The 19,541-nt window shown below is 65.6% G+C and carries 17 protein-coding genes; 2 read left to right on the forward strand and 15 right to left on the reverse strand.

Annotated features, from left to right (window positions below; translation table 11 throughout):
• Positions 1 to 91 precede the first annotated feature (91 nt).
• Positions 92 to 1,456 (forward strand): O-antigen ligase family protein, encoded by a 1,365-nt coding sequence (locus LNV07_RS12390; RefSeq protein WP_263571472.1) that lies wholly within the window; start codon positions 92 to 94, stop codon positions 1,454 to 1,456.
• Between the two features lie 40 nt (positions 1,457 to 1,496).
• Here the strand turns inward: LNV07_RS12390 and LNV07_RS12395 are convergent, their stop codons facing one another.
• The 15 genes from LNV07_RS12395 to LNV07_RS12465 form a co-directional block, all read right to left on the reverse strand.
• The gene (locus tag LNV07_RS12395; RefSeq protein ID WP_318013720.1) at positions 1,497 to 1,940 is read right to left on the reverse strand and encodes a CBS domain-containing protein; all 444 of its coding nucleotides are present in this window, start codon (positions 1,938 to 1,940) and stop codon (positions 1,497 to 1,499) included.
• Between the two features lie 92 nt (positions 1,941 to 2,032).
• Positions 2,033 to 4,126 (reverse strand): ATP-binding protein, encoded by a 2,094-nt coding sequence (locus LNV07_RS12400; protein WP_263571473.1) that lies wholly within the window; start codon positions 4,124 to 4,126, stop codon positions 2,033 to 2,035.
• A gap of 15 nt (positions 4,127 to 4,141) precedes the next feature.
• Positions 4,142 to 5,563 carry an HD domain-containing phosphohydrolase gene (locus LNV07_RS12405; protein ID WP_263571474.1) on the reverse strand — a complete coding sequence of 474 codons (1,422 nt, stop codon included), beginning with the start codon at positions 5,561 to 5,563 and terminating at the stop codon, positions 4,142 to 4,144.
• Positions 5,564 to 5,648: 85 nt separating this feature from the next.
• Positions 5,649 to 7,793, reverse strand: a complete 2,145-nt coding sequence (locus LNV07_RS12410) for a hypothetical protein (RefSeq protein WP_263571475.1) — start codon at positions 7,791 to 7,793, stop codon at positions 5,649 to 5,651.
• Positions 7,790 to 9,031, reverse strand: a complete 1,242-nt coding sequence (locus tag LNV07_RS12415) for a glycosyltransferase (protein ID WP_263571476.1) — start codon at positions 9,029 to 9,031, stop codon at positions 7,790 to 7,792. The genes LNV07_RS12410 and LNV07_RS12415 overlap by 4 nt, the downstream gene beginning before the upstream one ends.
• 88 nt (positions 9,032 to 9,119) lie before the next feature.
• Complete coding sequence (locus LNV07_RS12420) at positions 9,120 to 10,361, reverse strand: glycosyltransferase (protein WP_263571477.1); 1,242 nt, start codon at positions 10,359 to 10,361, stop codon at positions 9,120 to 9,122.
• On the reverse strand, positions 10,358 to 11,467 hold the full coding sequence (locus LNV07_RS12425) for an acyltransferase family protein (protein WP_263571478.1): 1,110 nt from the start codon (positions 11,465 to 11,467) through the stop codon (positions 10,358 to 10,360). Before LNV07_RS12425 ends, LNV07_RS12420 begins: the two co-directional genes overlap by 4 nt.
• Before the next feature lie 28 nt (positions 11,468 to 11,495).
• On the reverse strand, positions 11,496 to 12,146 hold the full coding sequence (locus tag LNV07_RS12430) for a class I SAM-dependent methyltransferase (protein WP_263571479.1): 651 nt from the start codon (positions 12,144 to 12,146) through the stop codon (positions 11,496 to 11,498).
• A gap of 18 nt (positions 12,147 to 12,164) precedes the next feature.
• A complete protein-coding gene (locus tag LNV07_RS12435; RefSeq protein WP_263571480.1) occupies positions 12,165 to 12,887 on the reverse strand; it encodes a glycosyltransferase family 25 protein in 723 nt (240 codons plus the stop codon).
• Positions 12,884 to 15,079, reverse strand: coding sequence for a GumC family protein (locus LNV07_RS12440; protein WP_263571481.1), 2,196 nt, complete (start codon positions 15,077 to 15,079; stop codon positions 12,884 to 12,886). Before LNV07_RS12440 ends, LNV07_RS12435 begins: the two co-directional genes overlap by 4 nt.
• Positions 15,079 to 15,669, reverse strand: coding sequence for a hypothetical protein (locus LNV07_RS12445; RefSeq protein ID WP_263571482.1), 591 nt, complete (start codon positions 15,667 to 15,669; stop codon positions 15,079 to 15,081). Before LNV07_RS12445 ends, LNV07_RS12440 begins: the two co-directional genes overlap by 1 nt.
• An 88-nt stretch (positions 15,670 to 15,757) precedes the next feature.
• Positions 15,758 to 16,096, reverse strand: a complete 339-nt coding sequence (locus LNV07_RS12450) for an STAS domain-containing protein (protein ID WP_263571483.1) — start codon at positions 16,094 to 16,096, stop codon at positions 15,758 to 15,760.
• 63 nt (positions 16,097 to 16,159) lie between these two features.
• Positions 16,160 to 16,483 (reverse strand): Hpt domain-containing protein, encoded by a 324-nt coding sequence (locus LNV07_RS12455; RefSeq protein ID WP_263571484.1) that lies wholly within the window; start codon positions 16,481 to 16,483, stop codon positions 16,160 to 16,162.
• Positions 16,476 to 16,862 carry a response regulator gene (locus tag LNV07_RS12460; RefSeq protein ID WP_263571485.1) on the reverse strand — a complete coding sequence of 129 codons (387 nt, stop codon included), beginning with the start codon at positions 16,860 to 16,862 and terminating at the stop codon, positions 16,476 to 16,478. Before LNV07_RS12460 ends, LNV07_RS12455 begins: the two co-directional genes overlap by 8 nt.
• Entirely contained in the window at positions 16,859 to 18,682 is a 1,824-nt protein-coding gene (locus LNV07_RS12465) for an ATP-binding response regulator (protein WP_263571486.1), read from the reverse strand. The genes LNV07_RS12460 and LNV07_RS12465 overlap by 4 nt, the downstream gene beginning before the upstream one ends.
• Before the next feature lie 151 nt (positions 18,683 to 18,833).
• Between LNV07_RS12465 and LNV07_RS12470 the strand changes: the two genes are divergently transcribed.
• Positions 18,834 to 19,526, forward strand: a complete 693-nt coding sequence (locus tag LNV07_RS12470; RefSeq protein WP_263571487.1) for a sugar transferase — start codon at positions 18,834 to 18,836, stop codon at positions 19,524 to 19,526.
• Positions 19,527 to 19,541: the final 15 nt, after the last annotated feature.

Here is a 19,541-nt window from a genome sequence, read left to right on the forward strand (position 1 = left end):
GGCGCGCCGCGATGCGGGCAAGCTTGGCATAACTGTGAACAATCGGGCCCGGCGGCTAGGCAAGCGGGGTCGGTGCCGGGACACTGCACACATGAGCATGATTGTCTATCTCGCCCTGATTGCCGCCGCCGTGGTGGCCTTGCGCCATGGGCCGGGGCAGGCGCTGCTGAGGGTCTATTTGCCGGTCTTGCTGCTCTTGCCCGATGCCTACCGTGCCATCACACCGGGTCTGCCCGACCCGAATTTTCCGCAGGCCGCCATCTTGCCTATCGTCTTCTTGGCCCTGCTGCGTTATGGGCGGGCCTGGCGACTGGTCTGGATGGATGGCTTGATGCTGTTGTTTGCCGTTTGGGTCGCTTATTCGGACTACATCGGGCGCGGCTATGCAGACGCGCAGAACCTGATGTTCGCGATGATCAGTTCGGTGTTTGCGCCCTATGTGGTGGGCCGGTTGGTGGTGGCGGCCGAGCAGTTGGATGTGGCCTTGGGCCGGCGCTTCGTGACTCTGGTGTTCGGCGTGGCTTTGGTCGGGCTGTGGGAGTTCCGCTTTGGCTTCAACCCTTTTCTGGCGATCTTGAATCCCTTCTTTCCGGGTCAGGCCGATGGTTGGGTGACGACGTTTCGGCATGGCGTGGCGCGCGTCGCCGGCCCCTATTCCCATGCCATTCTGGCCGGCATCATGATGGCCATCGCCTATCGCTTGCAGCGCTGGCTGCATGAAGCGGGCTTGTGGGAGGCGAGGTTCCGGCATCTGCCCTGGGTGCCCTGGCCGAAGGCGCGTGTGATCACCGCGGTGCTCCTGCTCGGCCTCTTGATGACGGTGGCGCGCGGCCCCTGGCTCGGCGCGCTGATTGGCGGCGGCCTGGCGATGGTCGGGCAGGCCAGCAACCGCCCGCGTGCGCTGTGGATCAGCGCGGCACTGGTCGCGGTTGGCGCGCTGGCCGGCGCCTTTTTTATGGCCGATTACCTCGATATCAAACCCGGGGCCACCATCACCGCCAGCCAAGAATCGGCGCTCTACCGCAAGATCCTGTTCGAGAAATATCTGGACATTGCGCTCGACCATGCCTGGTTCGGCTGGGGGGTGACGACCTGGCCCAAGGTGCTGGGCATGGAGTCCATCGACAACTACTTTTTGCTGCTGTCCCTGATGCATGGCGTGCCGGCGATGCTGATGCTGGTGCTGATGCTCTTGGGCGCCAGCGTGCAGTGCGTGCGGCGCGGCCTTGCGGAGCCGGCCGATAGCGGCAGCCCGGCCTTCGCCTTTGCCGGCATCTTTGTGACGATCTTCGTCTCGCTGGGAACGGTTTTTCTTGGGGGTCAGGTCTTGCCGGTGCTGTTTTTGGTGCTGGGTTGGTCGCAGGGCTGGCTGCAAGCGGAGGGCGGCCGAGTTCGGCCCCTGCCGGCGCAACCTTCGGCGCCGCCAAGGCCCGAATTCAGGCATGTCATTCGTTAGCTTGAAAATCCGCCGATCGGCCGGCGATTGAAGCGCGCGCTCAGGCGCTTGTGGCCGGGGGCATTTGCGTGGCCTTGATCCATTTCAGGATGTCTCGCCAGCTCAATATGCCGACCGGCTTGAAGTCTTTGTCGACCACCGGCAGGCAAGATATCTGGTGATCGAGAAACAGTTCGATCGCCTCTGAAATCGGGGCCTCGGGCCGCAGCGTGATGGGCTTGCGGCTCATCACTTGGTGGACGCGCTTGTTCAAGGTGGCCACATCCCTGGCGGTTTCCGTCGTGCTGTCAATATAGGGGCTGAGCGCCTTGAACAAATCCCGGTCCGAGACCACGCCAAACAGCCTGGACTCCTCAACCACCAGCACATGGTGGAACTTTGACGCGTCAAAAATCTTCTTGATGACCTCTAGCCTGTCATCCAATTCGACCGTGACAACCCGCGTCGACATGATGTGCTGAATCTGCATGAATCTGAACTCCATGGCTTGAGTTGCGGCGGCAATCCTGCGCCAGCTTTGAGTTTAAAACGGGGCCGTCCAATTCGAATGTTGACAATGGGCATGGCGGCCTCCGGTCAAGCCGGCCCGGCCACTGGCAGCCAAACCGTGAAGCAACTGCCGACCCCAGGCGTGGATTCCAGCTCGATCCTTCCGCCATGCTTCTTGACGATGGCAAAGCTCAGCGACAGGCCCAGGCCGGTGCCCTGGCCGACCGGCTTGGTGGTGAAGAAGGGGTCAAAAATTCGCCGCTGCAAATCGGGCGCAATGCCGCAGCCGTTGTCCTGCACGCTGACCAGCACAAAGCCGTCCACATGCCGGCTGCTGATGCGGATCTCGCCGCCCTGGCCAACCGCCTGTGCGGCATTGACGATCAGATTCATGAAGACCTGATTGAGCTGGCCGGCCAGGCAGCGCACCAGCGGCAAGCGGCCGAAGTCGAGCTTGACCTCGGCCTTGTACTTGACCTCGTGGCGCACCACATTGAGCGTTGTCTCCAGGCCCTGGTTGATGTCGGCGTCTTGCCAGTCGGCATGGTCAACGCGGGAGAAGTCCTTCAGATCCTGAACGATTTTTTTGACCCGGCTCAGGCCTTCCTCGCTCTCGCTGAGCAGCTGCGGCAGGTCTTGCTGCATGAAGTCCAGATCGGCCAGCAGTTGCAGCTGTTCAAGCTGCGTGCGCAGCTGTGCCGGCTGGGCCGAAAGGTCCAGCGTGCCGTATAAAGTGACCAGCTTCAGCAGCGGCTCCAGATAGCGGCGCAAGCTGCCCAGATTGGAGCTGACGAAGCCGACCGGGTTGTTGATCTCATGCGCGACGCCGGCCGCCAACTGGCCGATCGACGCCATCTTTTCGGACTGCAACAACTGGCTCTGCGCCTCCGCCAGCTTGGCGTGGGTCTGCTTGATGTCGCGGTAGTTGTTGACCAGCTCGCGCTGCGCGCGCGTCACCTCGCTGCGGTCCTGCAGCAGCCACCAAACCCCCGCATGCGGGTCCGCCGGGTTGGCCGGGTAGGCAATCATCTGCACCCAGATGCGCCTGCCGCTTGCCGTCAGCATCTCCATCTCATGCATCAGCGATTGGCCGCTGCCGAGCACCGGTGCGGCAATGCGCAAGAGCTCGGCATAAGCGGCCGGGTCGGTGAAAAAGCGCTCCGCTTGCAGGTCCGCCATGGCCTCGGCATCCAACTCGAAGATCTCGGCGAATTTTTTGTTGCTGCGGGTGATCTGGTGATGGCAGCTGAAGATGATGGCGACCGACGCGTTTTCCATGAAGGCGGCGAGTTCCTGGTGGCTGCGTGACAGCTCGGTCGTGCGCTGCTCGACCATCGCCTCCAGCTCGCTTTGATGCTTGCGCAACTGCTCCTCGGCCAGCCGCCGCTCGCTCACATCCAGCAAGGTGGTGATGGCGCCCACCACCTCGCCCTGCGCGTCATAGAGCGGCGCGGCGGTACAGAAAATCCAACGCCCGAGCTCGCCGAATTGGGGGAAAAAATCCTCGGTCTCATAGGCCCGCAACACCAGCTTGGATGGCCGCAGGTTCTGGCCATAAAGGCGCTCGCGCTCGGCCGCCACCGTGCCGTCAACGATCAGGTCCACCAGCAAGGGCCTTGCCTGGGCATAGAACGGCTTCCAGGCCTCGGCGCGGCCCAGCACGGCCCGCGCCTCGACGCCGGTGAGCTGGGTGCAAGCACCGTTCCAATGGCTGACGCGGTGATGTTTGTCGATCACAAAGGTCGGCACCGGGCTGTTCTCGAGGATCTGCTGCATCACTTGCCCAACGTCCAGCAAGCTCTTTTGCACATAGCGCATATCGCTGAGGTCCTGGCAGCTCAGCAAGACCAGCTTGCCCTGCGGGCCGGCCATGCCGCGCGCGGTGATCTCGATAAAGCGCACCGCGCCGGTGGCCGTCATCGCCTCGCATTCCAGCGTCGGCAGCTCCGCCTCTTCGGCCAGGCAGCGCTCGCCATAGCGCTTGAGCTTGTCGATGTCGCAGTCATTCGCCCAGCTGTAATGCTGCAGGCTTTGAATCTGCGCCAGGTCATAGCCGAGCAGCCGCTGCATCGCCGCATTGGCATAAAGGATCTCGGCGCCGCCATGCACCAGCAAGGGCGCGCTGACGGCGTCCAGCGCCTGCACCTGCAAGGCATCCAGGGGAATCGGCCGGCTCTGCATATTCGGCTTGCGCGGCTAACTGCGCGCGCCACCGGAGCGTTTCGGGTCGGGCGGCTTCCTGACGAAGAAGCTGAACGGGTGCTCGAGCTTTTTCTCGAACTCCTGCACCTGCTTGATCACCGGCGGCGTGAACTTGAAGGCCGCCGGCAACAGCACCTTGCCGAGCGGGCTCAAGACCGGCCGGCTCAGCACCATGCCCGATTTGAGCTCGCTGGACGGCAGCTCCACATCGGCATTCGCCTCGGCCGTCAGCTCGACCAGCACCGCATCAAAGGCCTCGATCACCGCGGCCTCGTAGCGGCTGGCCAGTCCTTCATGCACGGCCGCCGCCGCCTCCTCGGTCGAAAATACCTTTTCGGCCAGGCGCCCGCTGATCAGCGACTCATAGGTGGCCGCCAGATTGACGATCTGCGCGCCCAGCGGCACCTCGGCGCCGCTCAGGCCATCGGGGAAGCCCTTGCCGTCGATGCGCTCGTATTGCGAGCGGATGATCTGCGCGCTTTGCTGCAGGCGCCCCAGCGGCAGCAGGGCCGCCTGCGCATGCTGCGGGTGCAGCTTGTAGAGCGCAAACTCCTGGCCCGTCATCAGCGCCATATTCTTTTGCAGCAAATGGTCGGGCAGGCCGATCTTGCCGACCTCATGCAAGAGGCCGGCGTTGTAGATGTCGGTTTCTAGCGTGGCGTCCAGGCCCAGCTTGCCGGCGATGCGCCGCGCCAGATCGGCGACCCGGTGGCCATGGCCCGAGACGCTGCCGTCGCGCAGCTCCAGCAGCCCCGAGAACACGCTGATCGAGAGCGCAAAATTCTCCTCCAGCTGCAGATTGGCCGCGCCCAGGGCCTGGTTGGCCTGGGCCAATTGAGCGTTTGACTGTTCGAGCTCCAGCGTGCGTTCCTTGACCCGCAACTCCAACGCTTCATTGACGCCTTGCAACTGCCCATTGGCGTCTTGCAGCTGTGTGTTGAGTTCCAGCAGCTGCGCGTTGGCCTCTTGCAATTGCAGGTTCTGTGCCTGCGTCAGCGCGACCAGGCGGCGGTTTTCGCGCTCCAGCCCTTGGCGCTTGAGGCCGTCGCTGACCGACAGCAAGATGTCCTGATCATCCCAGGGCTTGGCGATATAACGGTGGATTTCACCGCGGTTGATGGCGTCTATGGTGGAGGATATGTCCGCATAGCCGGTCAGCAAGATGCGCACCACCTCGGGCCAGCGCTCGCGTACCTTTTCAAGAAACTGCACGCCGTCCATCTCCGGCATGCGCATGTCTGAGATCACCAGATCGACCGGCTCCAGCCCCATCAAGGCCAGGCCGGCCGCGCCGCTGTCGGCCATCAAGACCTTGTAGCCATGCGGGCGAAACAGGCGCCGCAAGGCGCTCAATATCGAGGGTTCGTCATCGACAAAGAGAATCACGACCGCCGATTCCGGCGCGGCTTCTTGCATGGACTGCATCCTTGAGTAGTGAGGATCTGGGCGAGGCTTGGCGGCACAAGCCAGATCAGCTGTCATCGGCCAAATAGGCGCCGGCTTAAATTTGTTGTGCGGTCAACCAGCCATGGGCGGGCAAACTGAGTTCGAGCCGACCTCGCTTGCAGGCGCTAACTGGGCCGCTGCCGGCGGCGCTGCTCACCCGCATCGCCGCCGCGCAGGGCAGGCTCAAGCGCAAGGGCCGTGCGGCCGAGTTGGTGATGATCCAGCGGCGCCCGTCGGCAAAGGCCAAGGCAGTGAGCTCCGGGCAGGCCTGGCCTTGACAGGCGACCGCATGGGCGCTGCCCCCAACCACCTGATTGATCGCCTGCAAGGCTTGGCCGGTGGGCCTCCATTGGGCCGCCTGGCTCAAATCGCGGGTGATGCCGAAGAGCTCGACCAAGCCGCGTGGCTGGCCTGCGCCCAGGCTGCCCATATAGGTGTCAAAGCCGCTCAAGGAATAGACCGCCTGGCGCCTTACGCCCAGCAGGGCCGCCTGCAGCAAGCGGCGCACCAGCGCCGTGCCCGCCGCCGGATCGGCCAGCACCGCGTTGCGTTGTGCGCCGCTGGCATTGCCGCCGGTGGTGTGGAAGTTGACCTCGTACACATCGACCGAGCGCTGCCAGGCGGCCGCCATCTTGAGGGTCGTTTGCAAAGGCTCGGCGCCTTCATGCAGCAACTGGGGCAGGATCTGCGCGAGGGTCTGGGCGCTGTCTTGTTCATAGTGGAAATAGGGCGCCACCGCGACGCCTTCGCTGTGGCGGCTGAGCTTGAGCAAGTCGGCGGCCGTGGCCGGGTTGACATATTGGCTGCCGATCACCCGGTGCAGCGCCACGGCCGGCCCAGCGCCTTGCTTGAGTGCCGCAAACACGCGGTCAGCGACCTCGGCCAAGCTCGCCGCCTTGGCAATGCCGGCCGGCAGGAAGATGCTGTTCCAATGCTCGTTGCCATGTTCGACGACGATTTCGTCGAAGCCATATTGGCGCTGGCTTTCTGCCAGCAGGCGGCCCAGCCGCTGCGCGTCCTCCGGGCTGCTGCTGCTCGGCAGCACCAGCCAGGGGCGCGCGCCGATCAAGCCACAAAGGCGCAGGAATTCGGGGATGGAATAGGCAAACAACTGCTCATTCGGCCCCGGCCGGTAGCGCGTCGGGCGGCGCGCCAGGGGCTCGGCCAGCCGGTTGCTCAGGCTGTCGCCCAACTGCCCCTGCCAGTCGCGCAGATAGCCGGGCCTGAGCTGCTGCAAGGTCTCGATCAGCTCGGCGCGAAAGCCGGTCTGGGCCGCATGATCGAGCGGAGGGGCGAGCTTGGGGGTCAGTTCGATGTCATCCAGCAAGACCTGACCCCGCTCGATCTGCAGCGCCAGTTGCAGCGGCCCGGCGGGGCCCTTGTCGTCGCCGTCAAAGTCGAATTGATGCTGTTGCCATTGCGCACCGGGGCTGAGCTCCCGCTGCAGCCAGTCGCTCCGGCCCTGGCGGCCAAAACTCAGCCGCAACATGCTCGGCGAAGCGCTTGGATTGCGGGCCCAGAAACTCAGCGTCCAGCGGCCATTGATCGGCAGCAGCTTGCCCGCTCTGGCGCCCAGCGCATCGAGGTGATGGAACAGCGCGGCAGGCTGGGCGCTGCCGGCAATCAGATGCAGCGCGCGTTGGCCGGGGCTGCCGGGGCGCGGCTCGGCCACCGAACGAACGAGACCCTGGGTCCACCACAGCGGCGCGGGAAGGCGATCCTGTTGGCCTTGCAGGGCCAGCACATCGCCGGGGCGCAGACCGGCCGGTGGCGGCTCGAGTTGCAGCAGGTCACCGCGATTGCGATCGCTGGCGGCAGGGGGGCGATTGTCCAGCACCCGGCCGCGCTGGCCGGCCGCTGCGCCGCTGAGCACTTCGAAGTTGGCGCCGGCCCAGAAGCCGGCAGCCCGCGCCGTCCAGCGGTGTTCGTCTTGCACGCCATCCGGCAGCGCCCGGCCGACGATCAGCAAGGCGCCGTCATGGCCCAGCTCCAGCCCCGGGTTCTGCAAGATATTGCGGATCAGCTGATCGGCACCCCAGACATTGCGGGCGCCCAGGTTGACGCCGAAGCGCGGCAGTTCGCCGAGCGCTTGGCCGACCGACAACTCGAGCGCGTGCTCCTGCAGGTCTGCCTTTGCTGCGCCGCTCGCCATCGTTGTCGCCAGGCAGAGCAGACTCAGCAAGCCCAGGCGGCGATTCATGGCAGGTATTCCTTGATCAACTCGCTGCGATGCCGGAACACCGCCTCATCCGAGAAGGCCTGGCCGCAGCGCAAGGCGTCCTGACTCATTTGCCGGCGCTGCGCCGGTGCCCGCAATTGCTGGCCCAGCAAGTCGGCCAGCGCCTGCGTATCACCAATGGGCACAAAGCGCCCGCCGCCGGGGCAACCCGCCACCAGGTCTTGCGCATAGGGGCTGGTATAGCCAAGCAAGGGCAGGCCCGACATCAAGGCCTCGATCAGGCAGCGGGGCGACTCCGGCGTCAGATGGCAGAACAAGAACAGATCCAGCTCGCGCAGAAAGCCCAGCAGCTTTTGCCGATTGGACTCATTGCCGGGGAAGTGGATGTGCTCTTGCAGGCCCAACTCGGCCACGCGCTCGCGTGCGGCCTCCAGCAAGGGGCCGTCACCCAGCCAGGTGGCATTGATCCGCTGGCCGCTGGGGGCGCTGCGAATTGCGCCGGCGACCGCGTCTATCCATTGCAAGGGCCCTTTCATCGAATGCACCCGGCCGGCATAGCCCACCTGCAAGGTGTTGTCGGGGCGGGCCAAGCGGCGCTGCAGCCTTGCGGGGTCGATGATGTCGCCGCGCTTGAGGTGAATGTCATGCACGATATGGGCCTGGCGGCAATAAGGGGCGTAGGCCTGATGGACCGAACTGCCGTGGAACAGACCGAGTGCCGCGTTGCGCACCGCACGCAGGCTGTTGCGCTTGAGCATGCCTAGCTTGAGCCGACCGAAGGCCTGCCGGGCCAGGCCGCCCGGCTCGGCGTCGGGCATTTCATGCAGCACCCAGTCGAGCCAGACGGCGTAAGCACGCTCTGCGCGCTTGGCCTCATCGGCAGCAATATTGCCCCAGCTGCCCAGCCAACCCAGGTTCGCAAAGCACAGATAGCGGTGCTCCGGGATCAGTCGGCGGAACAGCTTGACCACGTGGGTCTGGTGCTTGAAATGCTGCGCCGGGTGATAGCCCCAGGGCAGCGGATAGAGGGTCAGTCGACCGCCGGCCAGCAAGTCGCTGACGGGTAGCCAGCTCATCGCACTTTCGGCCGAATCGTTGGCCTCGTCCGGCAGCAAGGGCGCGCACAGGCTGATGCGATCAAAGTTATCAAGCCATCGGGCAATGCCGTTATGGGCTTGCGCTTCGACATGAAGCACCCCGTCGATTTGCTTGAACGGCACCGGCAATTCAAGCAGCAGGCTGGCGTGAGCGGGTTTCATTTCAGACCTTTCGAGGCGACAAACAAGGGTGCGGCCGCATGGGACAGGGCGCTGACCAGCAGCAGGCACAGCAGCCTGGCGAGGCGATTCATGGCAGGTATTCCTTGATCAGCTGGCTGCGATGCTGGAACACCGCTTCGTCGGAAAAATGCAGGCCGCAGGTGCGCGCGTCGATGGCCATCTGGCGGCGCTGGTTCGGCCGGGCCAGATGCCGGCCCAGCAGCTGAGCGAGCGCCGCGCTGTCACCAATGTCCACGAACTGAGCGGCGCTGGGGCAGCTGGCGACCAGGTCGCTGGCATAGGGGCTGGCATAGCCGAGCAGCGGCGTGCCGGACATCAAGGCCTCGATCAGGCAACGCGGTGACTCCGGTGTCAGGTGGCAGAACAGGAAGATGTCGAGGCCGCGCAGAAAGTCCAGCACCCGGCCGCGCTCGGTCTCGGCACCGGGAAAGTGGATCTGCTCTTGCCGGCCCAACTCGATCACCCGGCGGCGTGCGTCTTCCAGCAGCGGGCCGTCGCCGATCCAGGTGGCCTCGATGACTTGGCCGGGGGCGGCCGCGCGGATGGCGCCGTCCACCGCAGCTATCCATTGCAGCGGGCCCTTCATCGGATGCAGGCGCCCGGCATAGCCGATGCGCAGCCGGCCGTCGGAGCGACTCAGTCTTTGCTGCAGTTGCGCCGGGCTGATGATGTCGCTCCGTTTGAGATGGATGTTATGCACCAGCTCGGCTTGAGCGCAATGCGGCGCATAGGCCTGGTGCACCGAGCGGCCGTGGAACAGACCCAGCGAGGCATTGCGCACCGCCCGCAGGCAGTTGCGCTTGAGCATGCCCAGCTTGATGCGCCCGAAGGCCCGTTTGGCCGGCCCACCGGGCTGGCTGGCGGGCATTTCATGCAACACCCAGTCGAGCCAGACGGCGTAGGAGCGGCCGGTGGCCTGGGCCATATCGGCGGCGATATTGCCCCAGCTGCCGAGCCAGCCGAGATTGGCAAAGCACAGATAGCGGTGCTGCGGAATCAGGCGTTGAAACAGCTCGCGGACTTGGCGTCTTTGCTTGAAATGGTCAAGCGGGTGATAGCCCCAGGGCAGGGTTTGCAGATTCAGCCGGCCGTCGGCCGTCAAGTCGCTGACCGGCAGCCAGCTGATCGAGCCGTCGATAAGGTCTTGCTCGTCATCCGGCAGCAAGGGCGCGCACAAGGTAATGCGGTCGAAATTGTCGAGCCAGCGGCTGATGCCGTTATGGGCCTGGGCTTCGACATGCAGGACCCCGCCTATGCGCTTGAAGGGCACCGGCAATTCGAGCAGCAGGCTGTTGATGGCGGTGTTCATTTCAGGCCTTTCAACAGGGTGAAGCCTTGCGAGCTCAATTGGGCCGGACGGTTGATGCGGTGGATCAGCCTTGCGCCCAGCCCGATGCCGGGCCGCTCGATCGCCAGGCCCAGCAAGCGCGCCGCGCCATAGGACAAGAGCGTGACCAGGCCGAGTGCGAGCAAATAGGCGAGGTCGCCTTGCAATGGCTGGACGGACTGCAGCGCATGCAAGCCATGCCAGGCGAACAGGATGTGGATGATGTAGACGGCATAGGAGGCGCGGCCCAAGGCGAGCAGCGCGGCTGGCAAGCGGCTCCACTGGCTGCAGAGTTGGCCCAGCGCCGCAAAGCCCAGGCCGGCCGTCATCGGCAACAGGGCAAAGGCCAAGGCCAAGCCGCTGCGCCAGAGCAGCGCCGTCACCGCGAAGGCCAGTCCGGCGATCAAGCATTCAAGCGCGGGCTTCGGCGCCATTTGGCTTGCGGCCCCGCGCTGCCACTCGAACCAGCTCAGGCCGATCAGAAAGACCGCGATCTGATTGATCGGGTGAAAGTAGGCCGCGCTGTTATTGCCAACGCTGCCGGTTTGCCAGAGCAGATTCAGCCCGCAGGCAATCGCCACCAGCAGCGGGCCGGTCCAGCGGCCCAGCGTGGGAAGCAAGCGCAAGTGCAGCGCCAACAGGGCCGGGAAGAGCAGATAGAAAACCATCTCGACGCCGATCGACCAGCCGCCGGGCACGACCGAGTTCTGCGCCGCCGGCAGCAGGCCATGGACAAAGAAGACATTGGCCCAGATATTCGCCCAGTTGTAGGGCGAGCCCGTCTGTTGTTCGGCCAAGAGCAGGCCGAGGCCAAAGAACAAGGCAATCGCGAACCAGTAGAGCGGGGCGATGCGAAAGAAGCGGCGCAGCAAGAAGGACAACAGCGGCCGCCGCTCGTTGCCCCGGCGTTGCTGCCAGGACAGGCACAGCGTGTAGGCCGAGGCGACGAAGAACAGCTGCACGCCCATCTGCCCAAAGCTGGCCAGCGCCCGGAGGGGGCCGGACAAGCCCGGCACTTGCAAGGCCACATGGTTGGCCAAGACCATCAGAATAGCGAGGCCTCGCATGGCGTCGATCCAGGGCAGCATGGTGGTCTCCTTGTGCGGCCTTGGCCGGTCAAGCGGCGCTGCGGATGCCGCGCAACAGATGTTGGCTGATGAAGAGCGGTGCCAGCAGGCCGCCGGTGAACAGATTGCGCCAGAAGTCGCGGTCACCTCGGCGCAGACCGGTGCTGGCCTCGGCCGTGACCTTGAAGCCCGCATGTTCCAGCAGATCCAGCGCGCCCTGGCGGCTGAAGAAGCGCAGATGGGTGCGGTCCATGATGCCGGCCTCCTGGTACTCGAAGCGTCCGGCCAGCAGCAGCGGCAGCACGACCCGATGGTTTCTGACATTAGGCAGGCTGACGATGACGGTGCCGCCGGCGCGCACGAGGCCGCGCAGCTGCTGCATCACGACCCAGGGGTCGACCAGATGCTCGAGCACGTCGAGGCAGAGCACCAGATCGAAGCTCTCGGCCGGCAGCTGCGACAGCAAGGCCTCGGCCGGGCCTTCCAGCACCCGGTCGACGCGGCCGCGTGCCACGCTCGCCGCGTCCGCCATCGGCTCGATGCCGGTGGTGTGGCCGGCGCGGCCGCTCTCCTTCAGCCAGTTCAGCGTGGCGCCGGCCGCGCAGCCGATCTCCAGCACGCGCTCGGCGCGGGCCGGCAGCAGCGTCTCGATGTCGCGCCGCACGAAGTTGAAATACCAGGCTTGCTTGTCCTCATACATGGCAGTCTCCTTGGGGTGTCAGAAGCCGGCGGCAAGGCGCCGCCAGCCGTTGCGCATGGCCCTTGCCAGCGGGGCCAGGTTCGGGATCGGAATGTTGTCCAGCCAGGACGGGCCGATGATGTCGCTGCGCGAGCTGCGCTGGCCGGCCAGCGAGCGGCTGGCCAGCAGGGTTCTGAGTTCGGGATGCTGGCGGCGCAGCAGGGTCAAGGCGCCGTCGTAATGCATCGGGCTGCCGAGCGGGTGGCCGCTGGGGCGCGACAAGCAGGCCTGCAAATGGGCAATCGCCAGCGGCAGCGCCTGGGCGTGCAGCGCGTAGCAATGCGCGCAGACCAGCGGCGCCTGGGTCAGCACCCAGCGCAGCGGCCCGGCCTCAGCTTCCTGCACATGGCCGGGGTAGGCAATATGCCAGGCATCGCCTTGCAGCGCCGGCAGCAGCGCGCTGCTGTCGCCCTTGTGTGGCATGAACATCACATCGTCTTCCAGCACCAGCAGCCGCTGCACGCCGTCGGCCTGCGCCGCCAGCAGGATCTGCAGATGGCTGAGAAAGCAGCCATGGGCGCCGATATTGGGGAAGCCGGCGGCGTGGCTGGGCCGGATGCCGTTGACGAAGCGCACGCGCTGGCCGTCGACCTTGAGTCCCAGCCTCGCGAACTCGTCGATGACGGCCTCGCGGCGGTCACGCCGTTCGGGCAGATTGATGATGCAGATGCGGTCAAAGACCTGCAGAAGATCGGCGTTCATACGGAGCTCCTTGCTTTCAGTTTGTTGCTGGTGCGCAGCCACCAGGTCGACAAAGCGAGTCGCCACTGGGGGGTCGAAAAGAAGGTGTCGGCGCGCCGGCCGGTGACCGACTCGATCATCAAATCGTGCAGATAGCCGCCGCCTGTGAAGGCCTCTACCCGGTTGACAAGCCAGCCGACCGCTTGCGGGTCCAGCGTTTGCAGCAGCCGGCGGGCGCGTTGCACCTCGCCGGTGGTGACGGCGCCGGCCTCGATCACCAGCAACACCTGACCGACGGTGCGCACCAGTAATTCGGCATCGGCACTGACCAGCAGCGGCGGCATATCGACCAGCACAAAGTCGGCATCTGCCGCCCATTGCCGCAGCTGGGCGCCGAGCATGTCGAGGCGCTCGAGTGCCACGCGACCATGCCCGCCGACCGAAACGCGTGGCGGCAGATCGGCGCAGGCCGGCGCGATCACCTCGCTGCCCTTGGCCTGATCGCGCAGCAGCTCCTGCAGGCCGGGCCGCTCGCTGGCAAAGCGGGCGTCGCGCGAGAAGCCGTTGGCCTCGACCGTCAAGACCTTGAAGCCCAGCGTGCGCAAGGTGTTGGCCAGCTCCAGCACCAGGGTGCTGGTGCCGGCGCCGGGCTTGCAAGCGCTCAGGCCGAAAATGCCTTGTGCGAGCTGGTTTGTGGAAGCTTCGCCGCGCTCGCGGCTGCGGATCAGCGCGGCTGCCAAACGGCGCAATTGCTCGTCGGCAAACACCTGGCTGGCCAGGCCTTCGCGTTGCAGTTGCCAGCCGGCCGGTGCCATGCCCATCAGGCGCTGCGCATCGTTGACGGTGCGCACGCGGCGATCCAGCATATCGCGCAAGATCGGCGCAATCAGGCCTGCCGCGCAGGCGGCGAGCAGCACCATCAGCAGCAGCTTCTTGCGGCCCGGTCCGAAGGGCAGCTCGGGCAACAGGGCCGGTGTGACCAGACGCAGGAAGCCGAAGGAATTGCTTTCGATGCTGAGGAAGTTGACCCGTTCGCGCACCTTGTTCAATTCCTCGCGCATTTGCCCGATGTCGGAGGACAGGGTCTGCGCGTCCTGAAACAGCTTGGCGAAGCGGGTGGCTTGGGGCTCAAGTTCGCTCAGCTCGGCCCGCAAGCCCTGCTCCACGGCGGCGGCCTGTTCTGCCGACCCTTGCAAGCGGGCTTGCATATTGAGGCGCACGCCACGATCGAGGCGGCCGCCCTGGTCCTGCAATTCGAGTTCGATTTCGGCCAACTCGCGCTCGGCCGCCACGGCGCCGGGGTGGTCGGCGCGCAGGCCGGACTTCTGCACCAGCAAGGTGGCCCGGCGCGCGCTCAGCGCCGACTTCAGACCATTCAGGCCCGGATCGCTGAGCACCGCTTCCTGCACAGAACGGGCGGCCAAGGTGGTGTCGCCGCGCTGCATGAAGGCGCTCAAGGCCGCGTCGGCATCCATACGGCGCTGGCGCGCGTCGGACAGCTTGGCACGCAGGCTGGCGACCAATTGATCGTAGGGATTGGGCGTGCCCTCGGCGAAGGTGGTCAGGCTCAACTCACGGGCGATTTCGCCGCGCTGATCGACCTTGGTCGAGATGCTTTCGACCAGCTCCCCTTCGCGTGCGCGCAGGTGGCGGCTGCGTTCGTCGGCGCCGTAAATCTCCTCGCTCTTCATCCGCTCGATGAAGGTGGCCGCGACCGCATTGACCATCTCGGCCAAGCCCGCAGGCTGCTCGCCCTCAAGGCTGAGCCGGATCAGATAGGTGTCGGAGACGGCGCTGACCTGCAGTTGCTTGCGCAGCTTTTCAACCGCGGCGCGCTCGCTGTCTTTGGGGCCCTGCCACTGCTTGCGCTGCTCGCCCACGCGCAGCAGCGCGTCGCGCAGCACATCGTGGCGGCCGATGCTTTGACGCTGGTGCTCGACGAACTGGCGGTATTGGCTGTTTGATTGAAAGTCCAGCTCCTGGTCTTCACGCAGATTGCGCATATAGCGCGGTGCAATCTGGATCGAGGCCTCGGCCAAGTAATGCGCCTCGCCCTTGACCCAGGCCATCGGCAGGCCGGCCAGCAAGGTCACGACAAAGGCCGCCAGCGCCAAGCCGCGATGAGCCAACAGGCTGCTCAAGGGCTTGATGCCCCGTCCGGCCAGCAGGGCCGGCACATTGGGCAGGGGCAGGGCGGCGGCCGCATTGTTCATCAGCGTGCTCCGAGGGCCGCGCCGCGCGGCGTCTGATGGGCGGCGTGGATGCGGGCCGGCCATTTGGCCAGCGCGCTGCCGTCCCGGCATAGCCGGCTCGCTTGCCAGCCGAGCAAGCCCAGCCAATGGCCGGCGCGCAGGCTGGCGGCCGGCCCCAGGTCAAGCGTTTGTGCCAGCACACGGCGCAGCAGCGGCAGGCTCAGGCCGAGCGCGCGCACACCGGCCGGCGGGCTGTCACAAGGCACCCACAGCGGCCGCCGCGCCGAGCGGGCATCCAACTGCCCTTCGTCATGCGCCAGATAGAGCAAGTCCCAGGCCGAGTTTTCCAGGCCTTCGATCAAGGCGTCGTCATGCCGACCGAGGGCCGCATCGGCCGGCAGATCGGCGCTCAGCAGCAGCAAGCCCGGCGCGCCGCTCAACTCGGCGTCCCGGCTGGCTTGAGCCAGCTGTCGGCGCGCGCCGCTGTCCTCATCCGCATCGGCCCAGCGGCTGTGCACGCCCAGGCTGAGCAGGCCCGTCAAGGCCGGGCAGGGCAGCGCCGCTCCGTTGCCTATCACCAGCGCTTCGCTCAGATATTCGCAGAGGTTCATGATGGTCCTTTCGGGCAATGCGGCGGCTCGCCTCGGCGCTGTTTGAGAGCGCCGGCGGTGGCTGGGTTTGACGATGGGTGGCGGGCGCCTAACTGAAGCTGGCGACGGCGTCGGAGCGGGTGTCGTGGATATTGAAAACCCGGTGCATGCGCATCAGCTCGAACAGCGCCCGCACCGTGCGCGACATCTCGCAAAGCCTGAAATCACCGCGCCTGCCGTTGAGTTGGCGCAGGCAGGAAATCAAGGCGCCTAGGCCGGAGCTGTCGACGAACTTGACGCCCGACATGTCCAGCACCACATGGCTGTGTTCCAGCATCAGCGATTGCGCCGCGTCGCGGAACTCGCGCACATTGCTGGCATCCAGGTTGTCCTCGCGCAGTTCGATGACCAGCACATTGGGACCTTCGATACGACCATTGAGTTCCATGCTGCACTCCTGTGAGGTGGGGATTCGATGGTTGAATTGAAACGCGATTGGGCCGCAGGAGTGTCACGGATTTGTGACGCTTGCGGCGGCGATCATTCGCTCGAGCTCCTGCAGTGCCGGCTCCAGGTCGGGCAAGCGGCCCTGCTCCAGGCTCAGCTCGGCTTTTTTGGCGGCCTCACCCAGCGCGGGCAGGCCATAGCTGCCGGCGGCGCCGGCCAGGCGGTGCAGGGCGGCTTGCTGCAAGGGCGCCGGTGCGGCCGCGATCTCCTGCCAGCGCTCGGGCAAGCCGGCCACAAAGCGCTGCCGCAATTGACCAAAGGCGGCCACCGCCGCGTCTGATAAGCCCTCGGTCTGCGGGTCACGGTTGGGCATGCGGGATTCAGCCACGGCCATGCTCCCAAAAAGGCAGGATGTCGGCCGGCAAGCGCATCGGATCAAAGGGCTTGACGATCAGCCCGGTGGCACCGTGGCCCAGCAACTGTTCCAGCTCGTCGGGCATGGCCTTGGCCGTCAAGAACACGATGGGCACGCCCTTCATCAGCGGCAATTCGCGCAGCGCGGCCAGGGTTTCGGGCCCGCTCAACTCGGGCATCATCACGTCCAGCAGCACCAGCTGCGGTTTGAATTCGGCCACCGCCGCCAAGGCAGCACGCCCGCCCGCACAGGCCTTGACCTGGTAGCCCCCGACCGTGCCGAGGCTGAACTCGAGAATCATGCGGATGTCCGGGTCATCGTCGACACACATCACGCGTTGCAACTCGTTCATGGCTTTGCTTGCTCCTTGGCTTGTTGGGAGGCTGCCGGCTTCATCAATTGCTGCACCATAGCAAGCAACTCGGCCGGGCCGCTGCGCGCCGGGCTCAACCAGGGCAGACCGGCCTCTTTGCAAAAGGCCTGGTCGACCGAATCACCATAGAGCATGGCCGGCCGGCCTTGGGCCAGACGCCGCAGGCCGGCGCAAAACGCCAACGCGGCGCCTTGGTCCTGCGGGCTGCCGATCAGTAGGCGGTAGGGTGTGTCCGCATGCAAGGCCAGCAGCGCGTCGGCTTGGCCGAGATGGGCCGCGCTGTCCACCAGCGCTACCGGGCTCAGCCAGCGTTGCACGCGCTCGCGGATCTCCAGGTCGGCATCGATATGCAGTATCCGGGGTAGCGCCGTTACTTCAGTTTGAGCGCGGCCGGCCAACTCGAATTCCACGCTGAAGCAGGCACCGCTGCCGGCGTCTTGCGGCTCATCGGCGCTGATGCGCCCGCCCATGCGCTCCACCAGCAGGCGGCTGATGTAGAGCCCAAGGCCGGTGCCGCCTTGGGCGCGCCGGTCGCTGCCATCGGCCTGCGAGAACTTCTCGAACATGCGGGCGCGAAAGGCCGGTGCGATGCCGGGGCCGCGGTCGCGCACGCTGATGCGGGCGCAATATGCGTCGACGCTGACAATTAGGCGCACCGCCTCGCCGGGCGGCGAATGCTTGATCGCGTTGGACAGCAAATTGGCCATCAGCTGCAAAAAACGCTCGCCGTCAAGGCGCAGTTCGGGCCCGGCCTCTTGTTCAGGGATGCCGTGCAGCAGCCGCACCCCGGCCCGGTCGGCATAACCTTGGTTGGCGGCCAGCGCCTCGCGCAACAAGGGGTAGAGCGGCTGGGGCCGCAGGTAAAGCTGCAGACGGTCACCCTCCAGCTTGGTGAGGTCCAGGACATCGTCGATCAAACCGCTCAGCCGCTCACCATTGCGCTGCGCCACTTGGGCCAGGGCCAGCGCCGGAGCAGGTAAGGCACCGGCGGCACCGCCCGCGAGCAGGCCCAAGGCGCCCAAGACCGAGGTCAATGGTGTGCGCAGTTCGTGGCTGACCGTGGCCAAAAACTCGTCCTTCATGCGCTCGACCTGGCGCTGCGCGCTCAAGTCGTGCAGCACCACCGTGTAATGCACATGCAACGCCTCGCGCCATTCGCTCAGACCCAGCTCGAACGGGCGCAGCGTGCCGTCGGCAGCGCGCAACTGGCACTCGGGCTGGGCCAGCAAGGCGGGCAGATCGAGGCCCAAAACCGCGAGGCATGCGTCGCCCAAGCGCAAAGGCTGGCCGTCTTGGCGCAGCAAACCAAGCGCGCTGCGGTTGCACTCCTCGATATTGCCGCTGGCATTTAGCGTTAGCACGGGGTCCAGGATATTGTCCAGAATATCGCGCTCGCGCTGCGCGCGCCTGGCCAGCCTTGACTGCAAGGCCAGCACCGCGCCGTAATGGCGCAGCTTGGCCTCCAGCAAATGCGGGTTGACCGGGCGGCTGAGGTAGTCATCGGCGCCGCTCTTCAGCGCCTGAATCACATGCTCCTCGCCTTGCAGGCCCGAGGTGGCGATCACCGGCACCCAGTGGCGCCCGGTCAGCTCGCGCAAGCGCCTTGTGACCTCGAAGCCGTCCAGCTCAGGCATTAGCAGGTCGAGCAACACCAGGTCCGGCAGTCGGTGCTGCAGCAAGGCCAGCGCCGCCATGCCGCTATCGGCCAGGCTCACCCGGTGGCCAAGTGCCGTGACTTGCTCGGCCAACTCGTGGCGCGATTCGAAAATGTCGTCAACGATCAGGATTTCGAGAAACATGCCGGCAACTTTTGTGGGGTGAGTCGATTCTAGGGATCGATGGCTGGCTTTGAGTCGCTGATGTGCCGACAAGGCCTTGATTTGACAAAGCTGCCACAACTTGAGCGGCCCGCCGCCCTGTAATGGGCTCCATTGCATTTTGGAGTCCGCCATGTCTACCACTCCCGCCTTGTCAAATCCTCGCATCAACCGCTGGCGCGCCCGCCGGGCTTTGTGGGCCTGGCGGCTGCTTGTGCAAGGCCCGGCCGCAGCCAAGCGCGGGCTGGATCTGCTGCTGGTGCTGCCGGCGCTGCTCTTGTTGACGCCCTTGCTGCTATTGGTCGCGCTGGCGATTTGCTGCTGCGATGGCGGGCCGGTGCTGTTCTGGCAGACCCGCGTGGGGCGCCATGGGCGGATATTCAACTTCCCCAAGTTCCGCTCGATGCGGGTGGACGCCGAGGCGACGCGTGCGCAGTTGCTGGCGGCCAACCAGCATGGTGCCAGCGGCGTGACCTTCAAGATGGCGCGCGACCCGCGCATCACTCCGGTGGGCCGCTGGCTGCGGCGTTTCAGCATTGATGAGTTGCCGCAGCTGTGGTGCGTGCTCTGTGGTCACATGACTTTGGTCGGGCCGCGCCCACCCTTGGTCAGCGAGGTGGCGCGCTACACCTTGCGCGAGCGTCAGCGCTTGACGGTGACGCCCGGTCTGACCTGCATCTGGCAGGTCAATGGCCGCTCCGAGGTGCCGTTCCCGCAGCAGGTGCAGATGGATCTTGACTACATCCAGCAAGCCTCCTTGTGGGCGGATATCAAGCTGATTCTGAAGACCTTGCCGGCGGTCATTCGTGGCCGCGGCGCGTACTGAAGCTCGTCAGACACC

The sequence above is a fragment of the Roseateles oligotrophus genome, from assembly GCF_025717515.1.
Lineage (GTDB): Bacteria > Pseudomonadota > Gammaproteobacteria > Burkholderiales > Burkholderiaceae_C > Paucibacter_A > Paucibacter_A oligotrophus.